Origin of the sequence: Nonomuraea sp. KM88 (assembly GCF_052245635.1) — a bacterium.
GTDB lineage: Bacteria > Actinomycetota > Actinomycetes > Streptosporangiales > Streptosporangiaceae > Nonomuraea.
Window position 1 is genome coordinate 67876 of record NZ_JBQQCC010000001.1, and the last position, 20422, is coordinate 88297.

The window sequence follows — 20422 nt, forward strand, 5'->3', positions numbered from 1 at the left end:
CCAAGCTAGCGCACGCTTGGTACCCCCACAAGACCTCGCCCGCCGGGCCCGTGACGGTTGTCGCTGAAGCGTACGGGATCGCCACGGCGGCGTGCGGTGAGGTCCTCCGGCGACAGCGCGGAATCTTCCTGGGCGAGCGGCGGCGAGGTGGACGATGCCGCGTCGGGGTCGGCGGCGGGAGGTGGTGTCACGCCGGGCTCCATGGCGGAAGTGGCGGCGTCGTGGTCGGGGGCGGGAGTGAGGCTCGTGACCGGATGTGGTGGCGCGAGGCGCGAGGATCCGTCGGTGGTGGAGGTCGGCGACGAGATGCGGGCGGGCGGGGACGAGGTGGTGCGGGCGGGGGAGGGGGCGGGGGTGGTGCGGGCCGAGGCGGTCGGCTCATGGGTGGGCGTCGGGACGGTGGGCCCGGACGAGGTCGGCGTCGGGGCGGCGCAGGAGGGCCCGTCCACGAGCACCTCGCTCACCTGCGGCCCGTTGTCCGCCGCCGGCTCCGTCATGACGAGGATCCCGACGTACGCCCGGCGCCCGCACGCCACGCCCCCGGGATCGTGCGTGACGGCGCTGGCGTAGGAGGTCCGGCCGCGCAGGGTGCGCAGCTCCTGGCGGACCGTCCTGGCCGCGCCGGAGTCCCCGTCCCTCCGCGTGTACGAGATCCGCAGCCGCACGGGCCCGGTGCCGTTCGCCGCCACCCTGATAGCGCCGGCCGTGCCGCTCCACCGCACGATGCCGACCGCCTGGACGGTGAGGGCCGGGGCGGAGGGCCGCCGGACGGCGGGGAGGGACCGTGAGGCGCTGCGCGCGGGAGGCGTGCGCGCCGGCTCGGCGGCCGTGCGCCGGGGTGTGGCGGCCGTCCCGGTCGGGCCGGGTGTGCCGGCGTCGGCCTGGGTCGGTTCCGTCACGCTCTGCGTCTCGGGCGGCGGCATGAGGATCGCCCCCGGTCCGGGGGGCAGCCGGCCGCCCGACATCATGAGCGAGATCGACACGGCGACCACCGTCGCGCCGGCCACCCACAGGTGCGGAGGCAGCCGGGGCACCCTCGGCATGCGGTCGCGGATGCGGGAGGCGGCCGTCGCGGCGTGGTCGGTCCTGGCCAGCGGGAAGCGGAGGGCGAGCAGCGTGGCCAGTTCCGCGAGGTGGCGGCGCCCGCGCTTCTCCCAGTCGGGGCCGTACGTGGCGACGGCGTCCTCCTCCAGTTCCGCCGCGAACTGCCGGGCGGAGGCGTACCGGAGCGCGGGGTCCTTGGCGAGCCCTCGCCTGAGCAGGTCGCGCAGCGTGTCGGGGGCGACCTCCACGGGCACCGGCTCCACCAGGTGCTGGTCGCGCAGCGCGGGCACGTCGAGCCCGCCGTCCCCGCCCTCCTTGTACGCCCGGTAGGGGGGCCGCCCTCTGGCCGCCTCGAACAGGACGCACGCGGCCGCGTACACGTCCGCGGGCGGGCCCGTCCTGCCCTGGGTCCACAGTTCGGGCGCCATGTACTCGGGACTGCCGGCGGGCACGCCCGGCTCCTCGGCGTGCACCACGACGCCGAAGTCCGCCAGTTTGGTGGTGCCGTCGGCCTGGACGAGGATGTTGTCCGGCTTGACGTCGCGGTGCGGCACGCCCCGCTCGTGGGCGGCGGCCAGGGCCAGCAGCGTGCTCTTCACCACGGCCAGGGCCGCCTCGGCGCTGATCCTGTGGTGCTCGGCCAGCAGGGCGCGCAGCGTGACGCCGTCCACCAGCTCCATGACGATGGCGGCCCTGCTCTGCGTCTCGACGTACTCGTAGAGCTTGACCACGTTCGGGTCGTCGATCTCGACGAGTTCGTGGGTGTCCGTCCGGTAGCGGTCCATGAACTCGGCGTCCCGGCGCAGCGTGGCGTTCAGGTATTTGATCGCGACGTAGGCGCCGGTCTGCTGGTAGGTGGCGAGGAACACGCGGCCGGTGCGGCCGGCGCCGAGCTGGCGTACTTCACGGTAACCAGGGACCAAGTCCTAACCCCCATCAGGCAGCCGTCTTCGATTGGACGGTCTCACCCGGGGTTCCGGTTGTCACGAGTCCAGAAATTTCGCCCAGCGTCCATCGGGGGATGGCCCCTGATGGCAGGTGTTATGCTGATCGACATTACCAAGCAAGCGCTCGGCTAAAGAGCATGCGGAGGTCGCCGGTGGAGCGGGTAGCCGTGCTGGTGATGGAGATGCAGCGGGGCGTCGTCGGCGATCTCACGAAATTTCCAGAACTGGTGGATGCGTGCGTCCGGCACGACGTCGTGGCCAACGCCGCCCGCGTCCTCCACGCGGCCAGGGCCGCCGCGATCCCCGTCATCCACTGCACGGCCGCCTTCCGCCCCGACCGGGCCGGCTCCCACACGGGCAACTGCCCGTTCATCATCTCGCTGCTCAATGATCCCGGCCACATGCTGGACGGCACGCCCGCCACCGAGGTCATCCCCGAGCTGCGGGACGGCGGCGACCTGGAGAGCCGGCGCTACCACGGCTTCTCCCCGTTCACCGGCACCTCGCTCGACATGACGCTGCGCTCGATGGGCGTCACCGCCGTCGTCGCGGCCGGGGTCTCGCTCAACCTGGGCATCCCCGGGCTGGCCCTGGAGGCGGTCAACCTGGGCTACCGGGTGACGGTGGTGAAGGACGCGGTGGCGGGCATCCCCGACGACTACGCGCGGGCCGTGCTGAAGCACACGATCGGCCTGCTCGCCACCCGCACCGCCGCCGCGGACCTGGCCCGCGCATGGACGAGACGGACACCTGCGTGATGGACGGGCTGCGCCTGGACGGGCGCGTGGCGGTCGTGACCGGGGGAGCGGGCGCGATCGGCGCGGCCATCGCCGCCGACCTGACCGCGCTCGGCGCCCGCGTGGTCATCGCCGACGTGGACCTGCCGAACGCCGGGAAGGTCGCCGCGGGCCTGCCCGGCGCGCGGGCGCTGGCCGTCGACCTGGCCGCGCCCCCGTCCGTCGAGGCGTTCGCCGGCGCCGTGGGGCCGGTGGACATCCTGGTGCACAACGCCGGGGTGTCGGTCGTGCGGCCGTTCATCGAGAGCGACCCGGCGAGCTGGGACCTCATGTGGCAGGTCAACCTGCGCGGGCCGATGCTGCTCACCAAGCTCCTGCTGCCCGGCATGCTGGAGCGAGGCCGGGGGCGGCTGGTGTTCGTCTCCTCCGACGGCGCCAGGGCCGGCTCGGGAGGCGAAGGCGCGTACGCGGCCACGAAGGCCGGGCTGTTCGGGCTGGCCAAGACGCTCGCCCGCGAGGCCGCCGGAGCCCGGGTCACCTCCAACGTCGTCTGCCCCGGACCCACCGACACACCCATGCTGCGCAGGGTGTCGGAGGCCGAGCCAGGGCTCGTCGGCAAGATCGCGCGCGGCATCCCGCTGCGCCGCCTCGGCACGCCCGCCGACGTGGCGGGCCTGGTCGCCTACCTGTGCACCGACCGCGCCGCCTACATCACCGGGCAGATCCTGTCGGTGAGCGGCGGCGTGACCATGCACTGAGCCCCGATGCGGTCACAGGGCCCGGTAGACGGCCTCCACCAGGCGGATGCCGCGCAGGTTGCCGGAGAGCGCGGCGGCCATCCTGTTCATGACGTAGCCGACGGCCAGACCGCGCTCGGGGTCGCCCAAACCGATGAAGCCGCCCATGCCGGTGTGGCCGAAGGCGGTTTCCGACGGCACGAAGAACGTCAGCGACGGCCGCATGAAGCCGAGCCCGAACGAGGTGTCAAGCAGCAGCACCCGGTCGGGGCCGCTCACGCGCGGGCGTACGGCCTCGCGCAGCGCGCCGGAAGACAGGAGCTCGCCGGCGATCAGCGCCCGGTAGAACCCGGCCAGCCCTCGCGCGGTGGCGACGGCCCCGGCCGCCGGCCATCCGGCGCGCAGGATGACCGGATGGTTCGCGCCGCCCTTGAGCAGGTGCATGCCGGGGTTGCCGAGGGCCCGGTTCATCAGGCTCTGCGGGTCCTGGGCCGCCCTGGCCACCTCGGCCAGCACGTCCCGCGCCCGCCCGACCTCAGGCGCGGCCTCGGCCTCGGTGGGGGCAGGAGGCCGGGCGCGTTCGCCGGCCTGGAGCCTGGCCGTACGCGCGATCACGGTGTCCGGCGCCCCCACCCAGAGCTCCAGCCCCAGCGGGCGGGCGATCTCGGCGGCGGCCAGCTCCCCGACGCTCTTGCCCGTCACCCGCCTGATCACCTCACCCAGCAGGAACCCGTAGGTCAGCGCGTGGTAACCGTGCGCCTTCCCCGGCTCCCAGAGGGGCGCCTGGGCGGCGAGCCTGGCCGCGATCGCCGCGTGGTCCTCGAACTCCTCCACCGGCACCGGCTCCTCGATCACCGGCAGCCCGCTCTGGTGGGTCAGCACCTGCTCGACGGTGATGGCCGCCTTGCCCTCGGCGGCGAACTCGGGCCACACGTCGGCGACCGGCGCGGTGAGGTCCACCTGGCCCCGCTCCGCCAGCTGCAGCAGCACGGCGGCGGTGACCGCCTTCGTGCAGGAGTAGACGAACGCGGGCGTGTCCTGCTGCCAGGGCCGCCCGGTGTGCCGGTCGGCGACCCCGCCCCACAGGTCGACGACCAGCTCGCCGTCCAGGTAGACGGCCAGGGCGCCGCCCAGCTCCTCGCCGTCGGAGAAGTGCCGTTCGAAGACCTCGCGTACGCCGGAGAACCGGGGATCGCAGTGCATCAGACCTCCGCGGAGAAAGGGAGCTCAGTGATAGACGAGCCTAACAACTGGGGACGATTCGGCCCAGATGATCAGCGTGGCACTCTCAACCTCCTCACCCCCGCCGTGGTGCTCGACGCGCTGCGCAGCGCCACCACGGGCGAGGTGCTGAGCCTGGCCATGCCGATCAGGGGCGCCACCTCCTCGCCCGCGCCCACGACCGTCCCGCACCTGCCCGGCCGCCCGCTGCCGCAGCACTTCATGTCCGTGGACGGCGGCGACTACGCGGCGGGGGCGCGGCCGATCGGCGAGGGCCTGCGGGTGGCCGACGACGCGCTGCTCGTGACCCACCACGGCACCACCACCCACATGGACGCGCTGTGCCACATGTGGTCGGGCGACGAGCTCTACAACGGACACCCCGCGGCCAGGGTGCGCTCCTACGGCGCGACCCGGTGCGGCATCGAGCGGGTGGGCGGGGTGGTCGCCAGGGGCGTGCTGTTCGACGTGCCCCGCCGCCTCGGCCTGGACCACCTGCCGGCCGATCACCGGATCTCGGCCGGCCTGCTGGCGGACATCGCCACCCCGCGGCCCGGGGACGTCGCGGTCATCCGTACGGGCTGGCCCCGGGTGTGGGAGCGCTCGCGCGAGCACTACTGGTCGGGCCAGCCGGGACTGTCGGCCGCGGCGGGCCGGTGGCTGGCCGCGCACGACGTCGCGGCGGTCGCCGCGGACAACGCCGCGATCGGCGGGCTCGACGCGCGCGGGCGCGCCGGCGAGAGCCTCGCCGACGACCTGCACCTCATCCTCCTCCACCGGCACGGCATCCACCTGATCGAGATGCTCTGGCTGGAGGAGCTGGGCGAGGAGCTGGACGCGGCCGGGCGCGCGGAGTTCGTGTTCGTGGCGGCGCCGCTCAGGATCGAGGGCGGCACGGGCAGCCCGCTGACCCCGCTGGCCGTTCTCTGACACGGCTGGAGGGCCGGGAGGCGGCCCGCGAGGAACGCCGCGGGCGTCACCGCCATCAGGGCGCGGAACTCGGCGGTCATGCGGGACTGGTCGGAGCATGCTCGCCTCCGGGCTCGATCACGCCTTCGTCAGACCCCTGTGGCCAGGTGACGGGCAGGCTCGTGACGCCGTACACGGTGGCGTCGGGCTTCAGCGGCACCGCGGACGCGGGGACGGCCAGCCGCAGCCCCGGGAAACGCTCGAACAGGGCGCGGTAGCCGATGCGCAGCTCGATCCTGGCGAGCTGCTGCCCGAGGCACTGGTGCACGCCGTGGCCGAACGCCAGGTGCCGGCGCGCGCCGCCGCGGTCGAGCCGGAGCGTCTCGGGGTCGTCGTGGACGGACGGGTCGCGGTTGACGACGGGCAGGGAGAGGACGACGGTCTCGCCCTTCCTGACCAGCTCGCCCGCGACCTCGACGTCCTCCAGCGCGGTACGGGCCGGCCCGCCCTGGTGCAGGATCGACAACCAGCGCAGCAGTTCCTCGACGGCGTCGTCCGAGACGGACTCCGGGGGCGTGCCCCGCTCCAGGAGCGCGAACACGCCGAGGGCCAGCATGTTGGCGGTGGTCTCGTGGCCGGCGACGAGCAGGAGCAGGGCGACGTTGGTCAGCTCCTCGTCCGTCAGGTCGGTGGTGAGATCGCTGATCAGGTCGTCGCCGGGCGCCTTGCGCCTGCACCGCACCTGCTCGTGCAGGTAGGCGGTCAGGTCGCCGACCGCCGCGGGGTCGCCGCCGGGGATGACGAGCTGGGAGCTGCGTTCCTGGAAGAACTCGTGGTCGGCGTACGGGACCCCGAGCAGCTCGCAGATGACCATGGACGGGATCGGCAGCGCGTACGCCGTCACGAGGTCGGCGGGCGGCCCGGCGGCGGCCATGGCGTCGAGCCGCTCGGCGGCGATCTGCTCGATGCGCGGCTCCAGCAGCCGCATCCCGCGCACGGTGAACCGGCCGGTGAGCAGCCGGCGGTATCGGGTGTGCTCAGGGGGGTCCATGGCGCCGAAGAAGCCCGGCGGTGCCGCCTGGCCGGGTCCGCCGGGACGTGAGGAGTGCGTGGCGACGTGCTTGATCTCCTGGCGGGCGCTGAACCTGGGGTCGCCGAGCACCGTGCGGGCCGCGGCGTCGGTGGTGGCCAGCCAGCCCAGGTGGCCGTCGGCGAACTCCAGGCGGCTCATCGCCGGCAGGCCGCGCAGACCGGCGGGCGGGTCGAAGGGGTGTCCGGGGTGACGTTCGATGGGAAGTCGCATAAATATGAGAGTAGACTATCAATTGCTAGTGCACTTACATGATCAGTCGCCCGGGTAGCCTCCGCCGCCGTGCGCGGCGTCCAGGGCGTCGTAGTCGGGGCCGGGGCCGCGCGTCGGGATCTCGTCCACGAAGACGACCTCCCGCGGCTTCTTGTACGACGCCAGCGACGCCTTGACGTGCTCGATCAGCTCCGCGGCCGTCGCCGTCCCGCCGGGGTGGAGCGCGACGACGGCCTTGACCGCCTGGTGCCAGACGGGGTCGGGCACCCCGATGACGGCGGCGCCGGCCACCGCTGGATGTGCCGCGAGCGCCCGTTCCACCTCGGCGGGGTAGACGTTCTCGGCCCCTGACTTGATCATGCGCAGCTTGGGCCCGATGAAGGTGATGGTGCCGTCGAGTTCGCGGCGGCCCAGGTCGCCGGTGTGGTGCCAGCCGTACGCCGACTTAACTGCATTTAAGTCGGGACGGGCGAAATATCCGGAAAAGAGGGTCTTGCCCCGCGCGCAGATCTCCCCCACCTCGCCCACCGGCACCTCGACCCCGTCCGGCGCCAGCAACCGTACCTGGACCAGCGGGTTCGGCCGCCCCGCGAACCCCGCGCCGCCCTCGGCCAGCCCCAGGAACGTGAGCATCCCGCCCACCTCCGTCTGCCCGTACCCGCCCATCTTCGACCGGCACCAGGGCGAGCCGTCCACGGTGATCATGTCGTCCCACTCGGCCGAGTGGGCGACGAAGCGCAGGGACGACAGGTCGTACGCGCCGTCCGCGTTCGCTTTCGTGACGGCGTCGATCATCGGCCCGAACAGGAACGCCTGCGTCACCCGCTCGGCGTCGACCAGCCGGCACACCTCCTCGGCGTCGAACGCGGGGGTGAAGACGTTCGTGCCGCCGATCTGGAACGTCGCCAGGCAGAACATCATCGTGCCCACGTGGTAGAGCGGGCCGCTGCTGAGGAAGGTGAAGCCCGGCTCCATCTGCCGGACGACGAGCAGCGAGGTCGCGTGGGCGACGAGCGCGGCGCTGCCGAGCAGGGCGGCGCACGGCCGGCCGCCGAACGCGGCGGTGTAGAGGGCCAGCACCGGCTCGGTGTCGGCCACCTGGGGGAACTCCCGGGGGCCGGCGTCCGCGATCAGCCGCTCGTACTCGTCGCCCGCCCGCACCCACGTCCCCGGGCCTGAGCCGCGCAGCGCGGCCGTCGTGTCCGACGGCTCCCAGACGACGACCGACGGGGTCAGGTCGGCCAGGACGAACCGCAGCTCGTCCTCCGACTGCCGCCAGTTGGCGGGGCAGCACACCGCGCCCAGGCGCGAGCAGGCCAGCAGCAGCTCCAGCACCGCGCAGGAGTTGCGGCCCACCCAGAGCACCCGGTCGCCGTCGCCCACCCCCAGCCCGGCCAGGGCGCCGGCCAGGCGGGTCACGCGGGCGTCGAGCTCCGGGTACGTCAGCCGCGTCGCGCCGTCCACCACCGCGGTGATCCCCGGGCGGCTGCGGGCGTGGTCGGCGAGGACGTCCGACAGGGACAGGCTGTGGATCACGAGGACCTCCGGAAGGCGGGCATCACTTCGGCGGCGAAGAAGCGCATGACCCGCTTCATCTCCTCCAGCGGCATCGGCCGGGTGCTGCCGAAGTCGCACAGCAGGTTCGTGAAGCCGGCGTCCCCGAGCAGCGCGATCTGCTCGATCACCCGTGCCGGATCCCCGATGACCTCCAGCTGCTCCCACCGGAAGCCGGCCGACACGGAGCCGCCCTTGAGGTAGCGGTCCTGGTAGTACTCGAAGCCCTGCGCGGCGCGGCCGGTCCTCGGGTCGACGGGGGCGCTGCGCTCGTTGAAGATGCGCGACCGGTCGAACGACGCCTCGAAGCGCTCCTGGTCCGCGCGGGCCTGTTCCAGGGTCGGGGCGACGTACACGCTGCGCGCCACCACCAGCTCGGCCCCGTCCGGGTGGCCGGCCCGCGCGGCCGTCTCCCGCCAGGTGCCTGCCGCCGCGCAGACCTTGCGGAACGTCGCCGCGGGGTCGGCCAGGATGGGCAGCCCGCGCTCTGCGTACATGGTGACGGTCTCAGGGGAGACGGCCGCGACGTGCAGCGGCGGGTGGGGCGTCTGCAGCGGCCTGGGCACGAGCGAGACCTCGGCGCCGGTCCGGTAGAACTTCCCCTCGTGCCGGTACGCCTCCCGCGTCCAGAGGCCGACGATCACCTCGAGCGCCTCGTTGAAGCGGTCGCGGGCCTCGGCCAGGTCGATCCCGAACCCTTCGAACTCGGCGCTCTGGTATCCGCGCCCGATGCCCAGGTCCAGCCGTCCTCCGGAGAGCACGTCCACCTGCGCGGCCTCCTCGGCCACGTGGATCGGGTCGTGCAGGGGCAGCACCACGACGCCGGTGCCCAGCCTGAGGCGGGTGGTGCGGGCGGCGGCGTGGGCGAGCATGGCGAACAGGTTCGGGACGACGCCGTAGTCGCGGAAGTGGTGCTCGGCCAGTCGCACCCCGTCGAACCCCAGCTCCTCGGCCAGCTCGATGAGCTCCAGGTGGTAGTCGTAGACGTCCTTGAAGCTCTGGCCGTCGAAGCGGTGGAAGAGGTGGAAGGTCGAGAACTTCATGCGGCGGCCCCTCAGCGATAAACCAAGCGCTCGCTTGGGAGCGTATACGCGAGAGCCCGCCCCAGTCCAGGCCGGGCCCCTTGGGCTCCCGTCAGCGGGCGCCGGGTCTCCTCACGGCGGGCCGGACGCGGACAGCGCCCGGCGCGCCCGTGACAACGTTTTCAGCACGGTCACGCCAGGGCGCTGACCAGGCCGATCGCCAGCGCCGTCCGGTCGGGGATGTGCTCCACCAGCACGTGCTCGTGCCGCGCGTGCGCCCCGTCGCCGATCGCCCCCATGCCGTCCAGCACCGGGCGCCCGAGCGCCGAGACGAAGTTGCCGTCGCTGGCGCCGCCGACCGCCGCCTCGTCCAGCAGCCATCCGAAGCCGGCCGCCACCTCCCGCGCCTCCTTGAACAGCTGCTGGGAGGCCGGGTTGGGCGTCATGGGCGGCCGGTTCCACTCGCCGGTCGACGAGATCGACACCCTCGGATCCGATGCCCTCAGCCGGAGGAACACCTCGTCGATCCGGTCCATCTCCGCGGGATCGCTCACGCGTACGTCCACGCCGCAGGTCGCCCGCCCCGCCGCGACGTTGCGGCCGGTGCCGCCGCCGATCAGGCCGACGTTGACGGTGGTGCCGCGCTCGGGCGAACCCGCCGCGGCCAGCGTGGTGACGACCTCGGCCAGCGCGTGGATCGCGCTCGCCCCCGCGTACGGGTCGAGCCCCGCGTGCGCCTCGACCCCGGCGGCGCTCACGTTGAACAGCCCCACGCCCTTGCGCGCGGTCTTGAGCGCGCCGTCCATGGACGCCTCGAAGACCAGCGTGGCCAGCGCGTCGATGCCGGCCGCCTCGATGTGCTCGCGCGAGGCCGGGCTGCCGATCTCCTCGTCCCCGTTGAACAGGTAGCGCACGCTCGGGTGCGGCAGGCCCAGCTCCCGCAGGCCGCGCAGCGTCCAGATCGACTGCACGAGCCCCGTCTTCATGTCGAACACGCCGGGCCCCGTGGCCTTGTCGTCCACCACCGCGAAAGGCCACGACCGCAGCGTCCCCGTCGGCCAGACGGTGTCGTAGTGGCAGAGCATGAGCACCGTGCCCGGGGCGGTGCCCTGGTAGGTGAGCTCCAGGATGTCGCCGTGCTGCCCGCCCTCGTGCAGGATCTCGTCGTCGGGCGTCCCGAGCCGCCCGACGGCTCTGGCCCTGATCTCGCGCAGACCCTTGACCAGCATGGCCTTGTCGTAGCTGTGGGTCTCCAGCTCGACCACGGCCTTCAGGTCGTCGAGCATGGCCGGGAGGGCCTGCCGGGTCCAGTCGATGATCAAAACAAAGGTCCTTCCGAGGGCTGCCGCATTACGGTCAACCATTACACGGGGTCACGACTCATCATGACAAGTCGACATTGCCGGTGATTTACCGCGTGCGCCGCATCCTCAGGCGTTTGCGGATGGCTCGGGGACCGCCGCGGGCTCGCGCAACGGCAGCCGTACCTCGAACCAGGTGTCACCCGGCTTCGAGCGCACCTTGATCTCCCCGCCGTGCCGCCCGGCCACGATCCGGTAGGAGATGTCGAGACCCAGCCCGGTGCCCTCGCCCACGGTCTTCGTGGTGAAGAACGGCTCGAAGATGCGGTCCCTGATCGCCTCGGGAACGCCCGGACCGGTGTCGCCGATCTCGACGATCGCCTCGTCCTCGTCGTGCGCGGTGCGGATGGTCAGCGTGCCCGACTCGCCCATGGCGTCGAGCGCGTTGTGCATCAGGTTGGTCCACACCTGGTTGAGCTCGCCCGCGTAGCAGGGGATCAGCGGCAGCGTGCGGTCGTAGTCGGTGACCACCGTGACGCCCGGCGCGATCTTGCCGCGGAAGATCGCGACCGTGCTGTCGAGCAGGTCGTGCACGTCGACCATCTGGAACGGGGCCCGGTCCATCTGGGAGTACTGCTTGGCCGAGCGGATCAGCGAGGTGATGCGCTCGGTCGCCTCGGTCACCTCGCTCAGCATCTGCGAGATCTCGATCGCGTCGGCCAGCCAGCGCAGCGCGGCCGGGGTGTGCTCCTCGCCCACCTTGCCGCGGATCTTCCTCAGGTCGTCGCCGGAGAACCCGGCGTTGACCAGCGCCGGCGCCAGGTCCCACGCGTCCTCGACGCCCGCCTCGTCCAGCTCCTCGCCGAGCGCGTCCTCGGCGTCGGAGATCTCCATCGGCGAGCGCTGCTGCCTGCCCAGGGCTTCGGTGCAGTGCTCCTGGACCTCGACCAGCGTGCGGAGCTTGTCGGGCGCGATGCCGTCCTGGGCGAGCTGGGCGAGCTGCAACCGCGAGGTCCGCAGCAGCGTGCGCAGCTCGCTGACCGCGCGTACGGCGGCCGCGGCCGGGTTGTTCAGCTCATGGGTGAGCCCGGCCGTGATCGTGCCGAGCGCGGTGAGCCGCTGCCGCCGGTCGATGATCTCCCGCTGCATCCTGCCGCCCGACAGCAGGCCGTCGAGCAGGTGCATCGCCATGGGGAACCACTCGGCCACGATGTAGGCGAACTTCTTGGCCGGCAGCATGAAGATCCGCGACGGGGCCGTGGCCCGCAGCGTGTGCTGGTAGGTCTGCGGCGCCCGCTCGCCGAGGTAGGCCGAGGTGGCGCCGCCGTAGACGCCGGGCTGCGAGGTGCGGGGCATGGCGACGGTGCCGGCGCTGACCGTCTCGCTGATCATCTGCACCTCGCCCTCGATCAGCACCGCGAAGCACTCCGCCGGCTCGCCCTGCCGCACGATGTCCTCGTCCTGCGCGTACGTCTGTACCGCGCCGCTGCCGGCGAGCTTGGTGAGCTGCTCGTCGGTCAGCCGCTCGAACAGGAAGAGTTTGCGCATCTCGTCGATGTCGATGCTCGTCTGCCGGCTCATTGCTTCTCCAGGTAGCGGTGCACGAGCGCGACGGCCATCGCGCCCTCCCCGACGGCGGAGGCCACTCTCTTGATCGACTCGGCGCGTACGTCGCCCGCGGCCAGCACCCCTGGCACGTTCGTCTCCAGGTAGTACGGCTCGCGCCGCAGCGGCCAGTTGCGCGGCCGCCGTCCCCCCTGCACCAGGTCGGGCCCGGTCAGCACGAATCCCCGCGCGTCCCGCTCGATCGTCTCCCCGAGCCAGGACGTGTACGGCTCGGCGCCGATGAACACGAACAACCACTGGGCGTCGACGTCGCGCTCCTCGCCCTTGGACGACAACCTCAGCCGCTCCAGGTGGTCGCTGCCGCCGCCGCCGACGACCTCCGTCTGGAGGTGCACCTCGACGTTGGGCAGCGCGGCGATCTGCTCGATGAGGTAGTGAGACATGGACTTCTCCAAACCATCACTCCTCACCAACAAGTGGACCTTGCTCGCGAATCCCGACAGGTAGACGGCCGCCTGCCCGGCCGAGTTGGCCGCGCCCACGATGTAGACCTCGGTGTCCTTGCACGACGGGGCCTCGGTCAGGGCCGCGCCGTAGAACACGCCCCGGCTCACGAACTCGTCGAGTCCCGGCGCCTCCAGCCGGCGGTAGGTGACGCCGGTCGCCAGGATCACCGCGTGGGCCGCGATCTCCCCGCCGTCCCTGAACCCGATCACCCGCGCCTGCCCGCGCGGCTCCAGCATGGTCACCTTCCGCGCGGTCAGCAGCTCCGCCCCGAACTTGAGCGCCTGCCTGCGCGCCCGGTCGGCCAGCTGCTGGCCGGAGACGCCGTCGGGGAACCCCAGGTAGTTCTCGATGCGGGAGCTCTGGCCGGCCTGGCCGCCCGACGAGTACGCCTCGACCATCACCGTGTTGAGCCCCTCCGACGCGCCGTAGACGGCCGCGCCGAGCCCGGCCGGCCCGCCGCCCACCACGATCAGGTCGTAGAAGTCGGTGGCCGGAGTGGTGGACAGCCCCACCGCCGTGGCCAGCTCGGACTGGTCGGGCGACTCCAGCGTGGTGCCGTCGGCGGTCACCACCAGCGGCAGGTGGCAGCCCTCGCCGGCCGCGCTCACCAACTGCGCGCCCTCCGGGTCCTCGGCCAGCATCCACTGGTACGGCACGTGGTTGCGGGCCAGGAAGTCGCGCACCTTGTAGGACGGCGCGGACCACCGGTCGCCCACCACGCGCAGCTCCGACCGCTCGATCCTGTCGGTGCGCAGCCAGGCGTCGAGCTGCCCGTCGATCACCGGGTAGAACTTCTCCTCCGGCGGATCCCACGGCTTGAGCAGGTAGTGGTCGAGGTCGACCACGTTGATCGCCTGGATCGCGGCGTCGGTGTCGGCGTAGGCCGTCAGCAACACCCGGCGCGCGTACGGGTACAGGTCCATCGCGGCCTCGAGGAACTGCACGCCGTTCATCTGCGGCATGCGGTAGTCGGCCAGGATGGCCGCCACCTCGACGCCGCGCAGCCGCATCTCCCTGACCGCCTCGATGCCGTCCCTGGCCGCTTCCGCGCGGACGACCCGGTAGTCCTGGCCATAGCGGCGTCTCAGGTCACGGGCGACTGCCCGCGAGACGCCCGGGTCGTCGTCCACCGTCACGATGACCGGCTTCTCCATGCCGTTACGCCCCTGCCTTATCGCACTCCGTCCCTTAAGGGAAGGATGTCATGTGCTGAGCGCTGCCTGAGTACCCGCTCCACCAGGTCCGCGTAAGGCCTTCGAGCAGGCCTTCCACAGCCACGGCAGTCAGGCGATGACGTGGCTCTCCCCGCCGTCGACCAGCAGCGAGACCCCGTTCACGAACGACGCCCGCTCGCCGGCCAGGAACGCCACCACGTCGCCGACCTCCTCGGCGCGCCCGATGCGGCCGACGGGCACGGACTCGCCCCGCTGCCGCAGCGCCTCCTCGCCGCCCGCCAGCTCCCGCAGCCGCTCGGTCTCGATCGGGCCCGGCATCACGTTGTTGACCAGCACGCCGTCACGGCCGACCTCGCGGGCGAGCGTGCGCACCACGCCGGCCACGGCCGAGCGGGTGGCGTTGGACAGCGCCAGGCCGTCGATCGCCTCCCGGGCCGACCTGCTGGTGACCGTGACGATCCGGCCCCAGCCGCGAGCGCGCATCTCCGGCAGGACGGCGTGGATCAGGCGTACGGTGCCGAGCAGGTTGCGCTGGATCGCGACGTCCCACTCCTCCAGCCCCACCTCGTCGAACCGGCCGGCTGGCGGGCCGCCCGCGTTGGCCACGAGGATGTCGATCGGGCCGAGCACGTCGCGGGTCTCCTCGACCACCCGCCTGGCGGTCGCCGGGTCCTCCACGTCGGCCAGCACGGCGTGCACGACCTTGCCGTATTCCTGCAGCTCCACCACCGCGTCCGCGAGCCGTTCCGGGCTGCGGGCGCTGACGCAGACGTCGCAGCCCTCGCGCGCGAGGCTCTTGGCCGCGGCGAGCCCGATGCCCGCGCTGCCTCCGGTGACGAGGGCGACCTTGCCCGAGATGCCGAGATCCATCAGAGCCTCCTAAGGGGACCGTCGCCTTCGGGCGATCGGGGAATCGGGAGCGGGAGGGCCGCCAGGGCTTGAGCGTGCAGTGGCAGATCCTCGGACATTGTCGCCACCTCCGGATAGGATCGAGCTTGCGCTTTCGGGCATCGGTCAGGGCTTGGCCGTCGTCTCCGGCGCAAGCGGGGCGAGAAGCCGCTCCCTTCAGGAAGCGGAGGAGTCACAGGCGTGACTATAGGTCGTGGGAGCGCCCGGACCGGCAAGGCCGGGCGTCACATCTTGTGCACGCGTACAAGCTTGTCCGGGTTGAGGATGGCGTAGATGTCCGTGATGCGGCCGTCGTGGACGTTCACCAGCACGATCTGGTCGCCTTCGTCTGAGCGCGTCCAGAACGCCGGGCTGCCGTTGACGTCCAGCAGCCGCACGTCCGTGAACGCGTAGCGGTGCACCAGCGCGGACAGGAAGGCCAGCACCTTGCGCCGGCCGGCGACCGGCCGCAGCGCCGCCTTGACCTTGCCGCCGCCGTCGTTCCACGAGACCACGTCCTCGTGCAACAGCTCGGTGAGCGCGTCCATGTCGCCGCCCTTCGCCGCCTCCATGAACTTCACCAGCAACTCGGTGTGGTCCGCCGTCGACGGCTGGAACCTGTCACGCCCTTCGGCGAGCCGCGTGGACGCCCGGTGGTGCAGCTGCCTGGCGTTGGCCACGGAGGATTCGGCGATCTCGGCGATCTCGGCGTACGGCAGCTCGAACGCCTCCCGCAACACGAACACCGCCCGCTCCGGCGGCGAGAGCCGCTCCATCATGTGCAGGGTGGCGAAAGAGACGGTGTCGCGCAGCTCGGCGGTGTCCAGCGGGCCGGCCTCCGACGTCAGCACCGGCTCGGGCAGCCACGGCCCGGTGTAGGCCTCGCGCTTGACCCGCGCGGAGCGGAGCTGGTCGAGGGCCAGCCGCGAGACCACGGTCACCAGGAACGCCCGCGGCTCCCTGATCGCGTCGTGGTCGGTGCCCTGCCAGCGCAGCCACGCCTCCTGCACGACGTCCTCGGCGTCCCACATGCTGCCGAGCAGGCGGTAGGCCAGCCCGAGCAGCATGGGCCGGTGCTCCTCGAAGTCCACGCTGGCATCATGCCCCGTCACCCCGGCGGGAGGTGCGCCGGGGGTGGCCGGTGCGGGGACGTGACGGTTCACGGGTGGTAATGCCGCGGCAAGCATGATGGGCTGGACGGGTGGCGAGAAATCTGATCCTCTCAGGGGGCCTGTTCCACGACTTCGCCGCCACGTCGGAGGCACTCGCCGGAGTGCTCTCCGAGGTCGGGGTCGAGTCGGAGATCACCGAGGACATCGCGGGAGCGCTGAGCGAGCCGTCGGAGGTCCAGCTCATCACCGTCAACGCGCTGCGCTGGCAGATGGGTCACGACCGTTTCGCCGACCAGCGGGCCGCCCGGGCCTTCTCGTTACCGGCCGAGGCCCGCACCACCCTGCTCGACCACCTCGACCGGGGCGGCGGGCTGCTGTGCATGCACACCGCGTCGATCTGCTTCGACGACTGGCAGGGCTGGCCGCGGGTCCTGGGCGGCTGCTGGAGCTGGCCCAAGTCCCACCATCCGCCGCTGGGGTGGACGGGGGTGCGGGTGCACGGCGGGCATCCCGTGGTCGAGGGCCTGCGCGACTTCGACGTGGTCGACGAGGTCTACAGCGACCTCGACGTGCTACCCGACGTCAGGCCGCTGGCCTCGTCGAACGGCCAGCCGCTCGTCTGGGCGCGGCCGGTCCGGCGTGGCCGGGTGCTCTACGACGCGCTGGGTCACGACACCAGGTCCTACGACAACGAGATCCACCGCACGCTGCTCCAGCGGGCGGCGTTGTGGCTGCTCAAACGGCCCGTCACGATCCGCGAGTGACATGTCCGGAAGCTACAAGACCAGGGGCGGCGATCCGGGCACGATGACGGTATGAACGTGAATCTCTCCGCGATCCCCGGCTTCCTGGCCGGGCACGCGCGTGTCCTTGACCGCCGCCGCTACGACCTGCTGACGGGCGAGGGCGACGCCGCCTCCGTGCTGGCCGCCCTCGACGCCTACCGCAATCCCGACGGCGGCTACGGCTGGGGCCTGGAGCCCGACCTGCGCACCCCCGAGAGCCAGCCGGGAGCGGCGCTGCACGCCTTCGCGGTGTTCGGGGACGTCGCCCCGCACGTCACGCCCCGCACCTCGCCGCACGCCGCGGCGTTGTGCGACTGGCTGGACTCGGTGACGCTGCCCGACGGCGGGCTGCCGTTCTCGTTGCCGCTCACGGTCTCCGAGGCCAGCGCGCCCTGGTGGCTGAGCGGCGACCCGGCCGTCTCGTCCCTGCAGATCACCTCCGTGACCGCGGCCGCGGCTCACCAGGTCGCCGCGTACGACCCGGCCGTCGCCGCGCATCCGTGGCTGGAGCGGGCCACCCGCTACTGCCTCGACGCGATCCAGCGGCTGGAGGGCATGCCGCACGCGTACGTGCTGCTGTTCTCCGTGCACTTCCTCGACGCCGTCCACGACAGCCGGCCGGAGGCGGCCGGGCTGCTCAAGCGGCTGGGCGGCCACATCCCCGCGGACGGGCGGGTGCCGGTCGAGGGCGGCACCGAGGACGAGGCGCTGCGGCCGCTCGACTTCGCGCCCCTCCCAGGGAGGCCGGCCCGCGGCCTGTTCGAGCCCGAGGTGATCGCCGCCGATCTCGTGCGGCTGGCGGGGGAGCAGCAGGACGACGGCGGGTGGGTCGTCGACTTCGCCCGCATCTCGCCCGCCGGGGCGCTCGACTGGCGCGGGGACGTCACGGTCGGCGCCGTGCGCACACTGCGGGCCAACGGCATGGTCTAGCCAGCATGGGGTTCGTCAGAATCCGGAGGGGCGTCCCGGCGCGAGATCGTGGTTCTCGTCCCCCTCGAGCGGAGGGGTGAACACGCAGATGAGCCGCATCCCGCCGGCCGAGGTCAGGCGGTGTTCCTCGCCCGGGTCCGGTGCGTAGAGCGTGCCCGGGGCGATGGTGAACAGCCCGCCGGCCGTCTCGACCCGGCCCTCGCCCTCGACGCAGTAGCAGGCTTCGAGATGCCGGTCGTAGCGGAGGAGGGTGGTCGTGCCCGGACGCACGCGGGTGTCGGTGAGCGTGTAGCCGCGTCCGTCGGCCGCGACGAGGAGGCGGCGGCTCGTGCCGTTGGTCCAGTCGACGTCCCGCGCGGATCCCAGCACGTCGTCGAGCGTCCGGATGAGCATCGTGACTCCCGTGCGGTCAGGGCCACACCACACCGTTGCGCACGGTGTCGATGCGGTGGTCGCTCACGTGTCCTTCGAACAGGCGCGTCCCGAGACCGTACGCCTGGGCCAGCGGATCGGCAGGGTCGCGCGCCACCTCCCCGCGCGAGTTGGCGACGCCGCGCACGACGCCGACCAGGTCGTGGTGGAGATAGCGGGCGAGCTCCTGCATCTGCGCGGTGACGCCGACCATCGAGCCCGGGTAGGTCTCCTCGGAGCTCACCACGACGGCCATCCGCTTGCCGACCAGGCGCCGCGTGACTTCAGCGCTGTCGGGGTAGCCGGCCTTGATGTAGCAGAAGAGGCGATCGATGAAGATCTTCAGCTGTCCCGCGACGCCGTACCAGTAGAGCGGGGTGGCGAGGATGAGCGCGTCGGCAGGAAGGACCTGCCGCCGCAGCAGCGTTTCGTAGCCGTCCCCGATCGAGCATGCTCCGTCAGCCTGCCGGCACGTGCGGCAGTCGCGCAGCGGCGCCGCGACCGCGTCGGTCAGGTCGGCGAGCTCGACCTCGTGCCCGCGGCTCGCCGCACCCTCGAGAACGGTCTCCGCCAGCAGGCGGGAGTTGCCGTCCTTGCGGGGGCTCGCGCTCAGGGCGAGGGCCTTCATGAGCTGTGCACCTCTTCCTCTTCTCGGTGTCTGTGCCCGGATCCCATCGTGCCGTCCGCGAACCGTGAAGACAATCAAATGATTACGGCCGGTAATGGTAAGTTGATGTGCATGGTTGATCCGGCTCGCCTGAAGGTGCTCGTGGCCCTGCACGAGCAGGGCACGCTCCAGGCCGCGGCCGCCACGCTGCACATCTCTCCGTCGGCCGCCTCGCAACAACTGGCGACGCTGACCCGCGAGGCGGGGGTGCCGCTCGCCGAGGCCGACGGCCGCAAGCTGCGCCTCACCGACGCCGGCCGCGTGCTCGTCGACCACGCCTATGCCATGCTCGCGCTTCTCGAGCGGGCGATGGGAGAGATCCAGTCCACCGTGGACGGCGAGCTGGGGCGGATCACGGTGGGCTCCTTCCCCTCGACGATCTCGTCCCTGCTCATTCCGGCGGCGCTCGTGATCCGCCACAGCCGTCCCCGGCTGCGGGTCGACATCCGCGAGGTCGCGGTGCCCGGCTGCCTCGACCAGCTCGCCGGCGGAGATCTCGACGTGGTCGTCGCGGTGGAGGCCGAGGGGGCGCCCTCCGGCGACGACGCGAGATACACCAGGGTGGAGCTGGGCACCGACGACTTCGACCTCGCTCTGCCGGTCGCGCACCCGTCGGCGCGCGCGCCGGCCGTCGCCCTGTCGCTGCTCCAAGGTGAGGAGTGGGTCAGCACCCTCGAAGGCGACGCCTGCGACCGCCTGCTGCACCTCGCCTGCGCCTCCGCCGGCTTCCGTCCCGAGGTGCGGCATCGTGCCGGCGACTGGACGGCGATCCTGGCCCTGGTCGAAGCGGGGATGGGCGTCGCCTTCATCCCCCGCGCCGCACGGCTGCCCATCCCTGCGGGGGTCGTCACCGTGGCCCCGACCGGGCACGACATCCGGCGGCACATCTACGCGGCGGTCCGGCGGGGGGCGGAGGCCCGGCCGGCGATCGCCGCGTATCTCGCGGCGCTCAAGGCCGTCGCGTCGCCGGCGCGGGGCTACGAGCCGAGGCGGGCGGCCGACTCCGACTCCTGAGCCATCCTGCGCAGGGCGTCGAACGCCCGGCCGTAGAGGACCGTGCCGAGCACCAGGGCCTCCACGGCGGCGTCGCGCGGGCCGTCGAACGGGATCTTGTCCATCTCCACCTCCGACACGAGCTTCCTGGCGGCCTCGACGTAGGGCGCCAGGTCCACGGCCACGCCGAGCTGGCGCATCCTGACCAGGGTCTGGGCCAGCTCGTCGCGGGCGGGGGCGTGGGACGTGACGTCCCAGCCGAGCTCCTCGACGAGGTGGTCGACCTCGTCGCGGGCCTGCTGCCAGTCCTCCCCGGGCTCCGGCTGGGCGCCGGGGCTCAGGGCGTAGTGGGCGGTGCCCAGCATCTCGTGAAAGGGCAGCGACGCGTCGTCGACGGCGGCGACGACCTTCTTGATGGAGGACACGGAGAGCCTGCCCACGTCGAGCAGGGCGCGGATCAGGCGGAGCCGGCGCAGGTGCGACTCGTCATATTCGGCCCGCGTCGCGGCTGTCTGCAGGCCCTGGTGGAGCATGCCCTCACGCAGGTAGTACTTGATCGTGGGGATGGCCACGCCGGAACTGGCGCTCAGTTCGGAGATGCGCATCGGTAGAT

19 protein-coding genes are annotated in these 20422 nt (G+C 72.3%); 6 read left to right on the forward strand and 13 right to left on the reverse strand.

Annotated elements, in window-relative coordinates:
- Positions 1-5: 5 nt before the first annotated feature.
- Complete coding sequence (locus ACTWPV_RS00335) at positions 6-1967, reverse strand: protein kinase domain-containing protein (protein ID WP_443150127.1); 1962 nt, start codon at positions 1965-1967, stop codon at positions 6-8.
- 161 nt (positions 1968-2128) lie between these two features.
- On the opposite strand from ACTWPV_RS00335, the gene ACTWPV_RS00340 reads away from it, so the two are divergent.
- Both ACTWPV_RS00340 and ACTWPV_RS00345 read left to right on the forward strand, forming a co-directional pair.
- A complete protein-coding gene (locus tag ACTWPV_RS00340) occupies positions 2129-2749 on the forward strand; it encodes an isochorismatase family cysteine hydrolase (RefSeq protein ID WP_443150128.1) in 621 nt (206 codons plus the stop codon).
- The gene (locus ACTWPV_RS00345) at positions 2749-3486 is read left to right on the forward strand and encodes an SDR family NAD(P)-dependent oxidoreductase (protein WP_347643097.1); all 738 of its coding nucleotides are present in this window, start codon (positions 2749-2751) and stop codon (positions 3484-3486) included. Before ACTWPV_RS00340 ends, ACTWPV_RS00345 begins: the two co-directional genes overlap by 1 nt.
- Positions 3487-3498: 12 nt before the next feature.
- Here the strand turns inward: ACTWPV_RS00345 and ACTWPV_RS00350 are convergent, their stop codons facing one another.
- Positions 3499-4668, reverse strand: a complete 1170-nt coding sequence (locus tag ACTWPV_RS00350; RefSeq protein WP_443150129.1) for a serine hydrolase domain-containing protein — start codon at positions 4666-4668, stop codon at positions 3499-3501.
- A gap of 27 nt (positions 4669-4695) precedes the next feature.
- Between ACTWPV_RS00350 and ACTWPV_RS00355 the strand changes: the two genes are divergently transcribed.
- Positions 4696-5616: a cyclase family protein gene (locus tag ACTWPV_RS00355; RefSeq protein ID WP_443150130.1), complete on the forward strand. Its 921-nt coding sequence runs from the start codon at positions 4696-4698 to the stop codon at positions 5614-5616.
- Between the two features lie 76 nt (positions 5617-5692).
- Here the strand turns inward: ACTWPV_RS00355 and ACTWPV_RS00360 are convergent, their stop codons facing one another.
- From ACTWPV_RS00360 to ACTWPV_RS00395, 8 genes are all read right to left on the reverse strand, one after another.
- Positions 5693-6898, reverse strand: coding sequence for a cytochrome P450 (locus ACTWPV_RS00360; protein WP_443150131.1), 1206 nt, complete (start codon positions 6896-6898; stop codon positions 5693-5695).
- A gap of 42 nt (positions 6899-6940) precedes the next feature.
- Entirely contained in the window at positions 6941-8434 is a 1494-nt protein-coding gene (locus tag ACTWPV_RS00365) for an AMP-binding protein (RefSeq protein WP_443150132.1), read from the reverse strand.
- Positions 8431-9495, reverse strand: a complete 1065-nt coding sequence (locus ACTWPV_RS00370) for an LLM class flavin-dependent oxidoreductase (protein ID WP_443150133.1) — start codon at positions 9493-9495, stop codon at positions 8431-8433. The genes ACTWPV_RS00365 and ACTWPV_RS00370 overlap by 4 nt, the downstream gene beginning before the upstream one ends.
- Before the next feature lie 170 nt (positions 9496-9665).
- Positions 9666-10796 (reverse strand): M20 family metallopeptidase, encoded by a 1131-nt coding sequence (locus tag ACTWPV_RS00375; protein WP_443150134.1) that lies wholly within the window; start codon positions 10794-10796, stop codon positions 9666-9668.
- Between the two features lie 108 nt (positions 10797-10904).
- Entirely contained in the window at positions 10905-12356 is a 1452-nt protein-coding gene (locus ACTWPV_RS00380; RefSeq protein WP_347641468.1) for an ATP-binding protein, read from the reverse strand.
- Positions 12353-14002 (reverse strand): FAD-dependent oxidoreductase, encoded by a 1650-nt coding sequence (locus tag ACTWPV_RS00385; RefSeq protein WP_443150135.1) that lies wholly within the window; start codon positions 14000-14002, stop codon positions 12353-12355. Before ACTWPV_RS00385 ends, ACTWPV_RS00380 begins: the two co-directional genes overlap by 4 nt.
- A gap of 129 nt (positions 14003-14131) precedes the next feature.
- Positions 14132-14893, reverse strand: coding sequence for an SDR family NAD(P)-dependent oxidoreductase (locus ACTWPV_RS00390; RefSeq protein WP_347641470.1), 762 nt, complete (start codon positions 14891-14893; stop codon positions 14132-14134).
- A 263-nt stretch (positions 14894-15156) separates the two neighbouring features.
- A complete protein-coding gene (locus ACTWPV_RS00395) occupies positions 15157-16002 on the reverse strand; it encodes an RNA polymerase sigma-70 factor (RefSeq protein WP_443150136.1) in 846 nt (281 codons plus the stop codon).
- Positions 16003-16112: 110 nt separating this feature from the next.
- On the opposite strand from ACTWPV_RS00395, the gene ACTWPV_RS00400 reads away from it, so the two are divergent.
- On the forward strand, positions 16113-16787 hold the full coding sequence (locus tag ACTWPV_RS00400) for a ThuA domain-containing protein (protein WP_443150137.1): 675 nt from the start codon (positions 16113-16115) through the stop codon (positions 16785-16787).
- Between the two features lie 51 nt (positions 16788-16838).
- Positions 16839-17738: a hypothetical protein gene (locus ACTWPV_RS00405; RefSeq protein ID WP_443150138.1), complete on the forward strand. Its 900-nt coding sequence runs from the start codon at positions 16839-16841 to the stop codon at positions 17736-17738.
- 15 nt (positions 17739-17753) lie between these two features.
- Here ACTWPV_RS00405 and ACTWPV_RS00410 read toward each other — a convergent pair whose 3' ends face one another.
- On the reverse strand, positions 17754-18131 hold the full coding sequence (locus ACTWPV_RS00410; protein ID WP_443150139.1) for an ectoine synthase: 378 nt from the start codon (positions 18129-18131) through the stop codon (positions 17754-17756).
- Between the two features lie 16 nt (positions 18132-18147).
- A complete protein-coding gene (locus tag ACTWPV_RS00415) occupies positions 18148-18777 on the reverse strand; it encodes a flavodoxin family protein (RefSeq protein WP_443150140.1) in 630 nt (209 codons plus the stop codon).
- Positions 18778-18888: 111 nt separating this feature from the next.
- Between ACTWPV_RS00415 and ACTWPV_RS00420 the strand changes: the two genes are divergently transcribed.
- Entirely contained in the window at positions 18889-19830 is a 942-nt protein-coding gene (locus tag ACTWPV_RS00420) for a LysR family transcriptional regulator (RefSeq protein ID WP_443150141.1), read from the forward strand.
- Here ACTWPV_RS00420 and ACTWPV_RS00425 read toward each other — a convergent pair.
- Positions 19794-20414 carry a MerR family transcriptional regulator gene (locus ACTWPV_RS00425; RefSeq protein WP_347641477.1) on the reverse strand — a complete coding sequence of 207 codons (621 nt, stop codon included), beginning with the start codon at positions 20412-20414 and terminating at the stop codon, positions 19794-19796. The two genes, ACTWPV_RS00420 and ACTWPV_RS00425, sit on opposite strands and share 37 nt — an antisense overlap.
- Positions 20415-20422 lie beyond the last annotated feature (8 nt).

Excerpts from the sequence above, each read along its gene's own strand:
- ACTWPV_RS00340 (WP_443150128.1), top strand. The coding sequence starts at position 2,129 with ATGCGGAGGTCGCCGGTGGAGCGGGTAGCCGTGCTGGTGATGGAGATG.
- ACTWPV_RS00345 (WP_347643097.1), top strand. The coding sequence starts at position 2,749 with ATGGACGGGCTGCGCCTGGACGGGCGCGTGGCGGTCGTGACCGGGGGA.
- ACTWPV_RS00350 (WP_443150129.1), bottom strand. The coding sequence starts at position 4,668 with ATGCACTGCGATCCCCGGTTCTCCGGCGTACGCGAGGTCTTCGAACGG.
- ACTWPV_RS00360 (WP_443150131.1), bottom strand. The coding sequence starts at position 6,898 with ATGCGACTTCCCATCGAACGTCACCCCGGACACCCCTTCGACCCGCCC.
- ACTWPV_RS00370 (WP_443150133.1), bottom strand. The coding sequence starts at position 9,495 with ATGAAGTTCTCGACCTTCCACCTCTTCCACCGCTTCGACGGCCAGAGC.
- ACTWPV_RS00380 (WP_347641468.1), bottom strand. The coding sequence starts at position 12,356 with ATGAGCCGGCAGACGAGCATCGACATCGACGAGATGCGCAAACTCTTC.
- ACTWPV_RS00385 (WP_443150135.1), bottom strand. The coding sequence starts at position 14,002 with ATGGAGAAGCCGGTCATCGTGACGGTGGACGACGACCCGGGCGTCTCG.
- ACTWPV_RS00390 (WP_347641470.1), bottom strand. The coding sequence starts at position 14,893 with ATGGATCTCGGCATCTCGGGCAAGGTCGCCCTCGTCACCGGAGGCAGC.
- ACTWPV_RS00405 (WP_443150138.1), top strand. The coding sequence starts at position 16,839 with ATGAACGTGAATCTCTCCGCGATCCCCGGCTTCCTGGCCGGGCACGCG.
- ACTWPV_RS00410 (WP_443150139.1), bottom strand. The coding sequence starts at position 18,131 with ATGCTCATCCGGACGCTCGACGACGTGCTGGGATCCGCGCGGGACGTC.
- ACTWPV_RS00415 (WP_443150140.1), bottom strand. The coding sequence starts at position 18,777 with ATGAAGGCCCTCGCCCTGAGCGCGAGCCCCCGCAAGGACGGCAACTCC.
- ACTWPV_RS00420 (WP_443150141.1), top strand. The coding sequence starts at position 18,889 with ATGGTTGATCCGGCTCGCCTGAAGGTGCTCGTGGCCCTGCACGAGCAG.
- ACTWPV_RS00425 (WP_347641477.1), bottom strand. The coding sequence starts at position 20,414 with ATGCGCATCTCCGAACTGAGCGCCAGTTCCGGCGTGGCCATCCCCACG.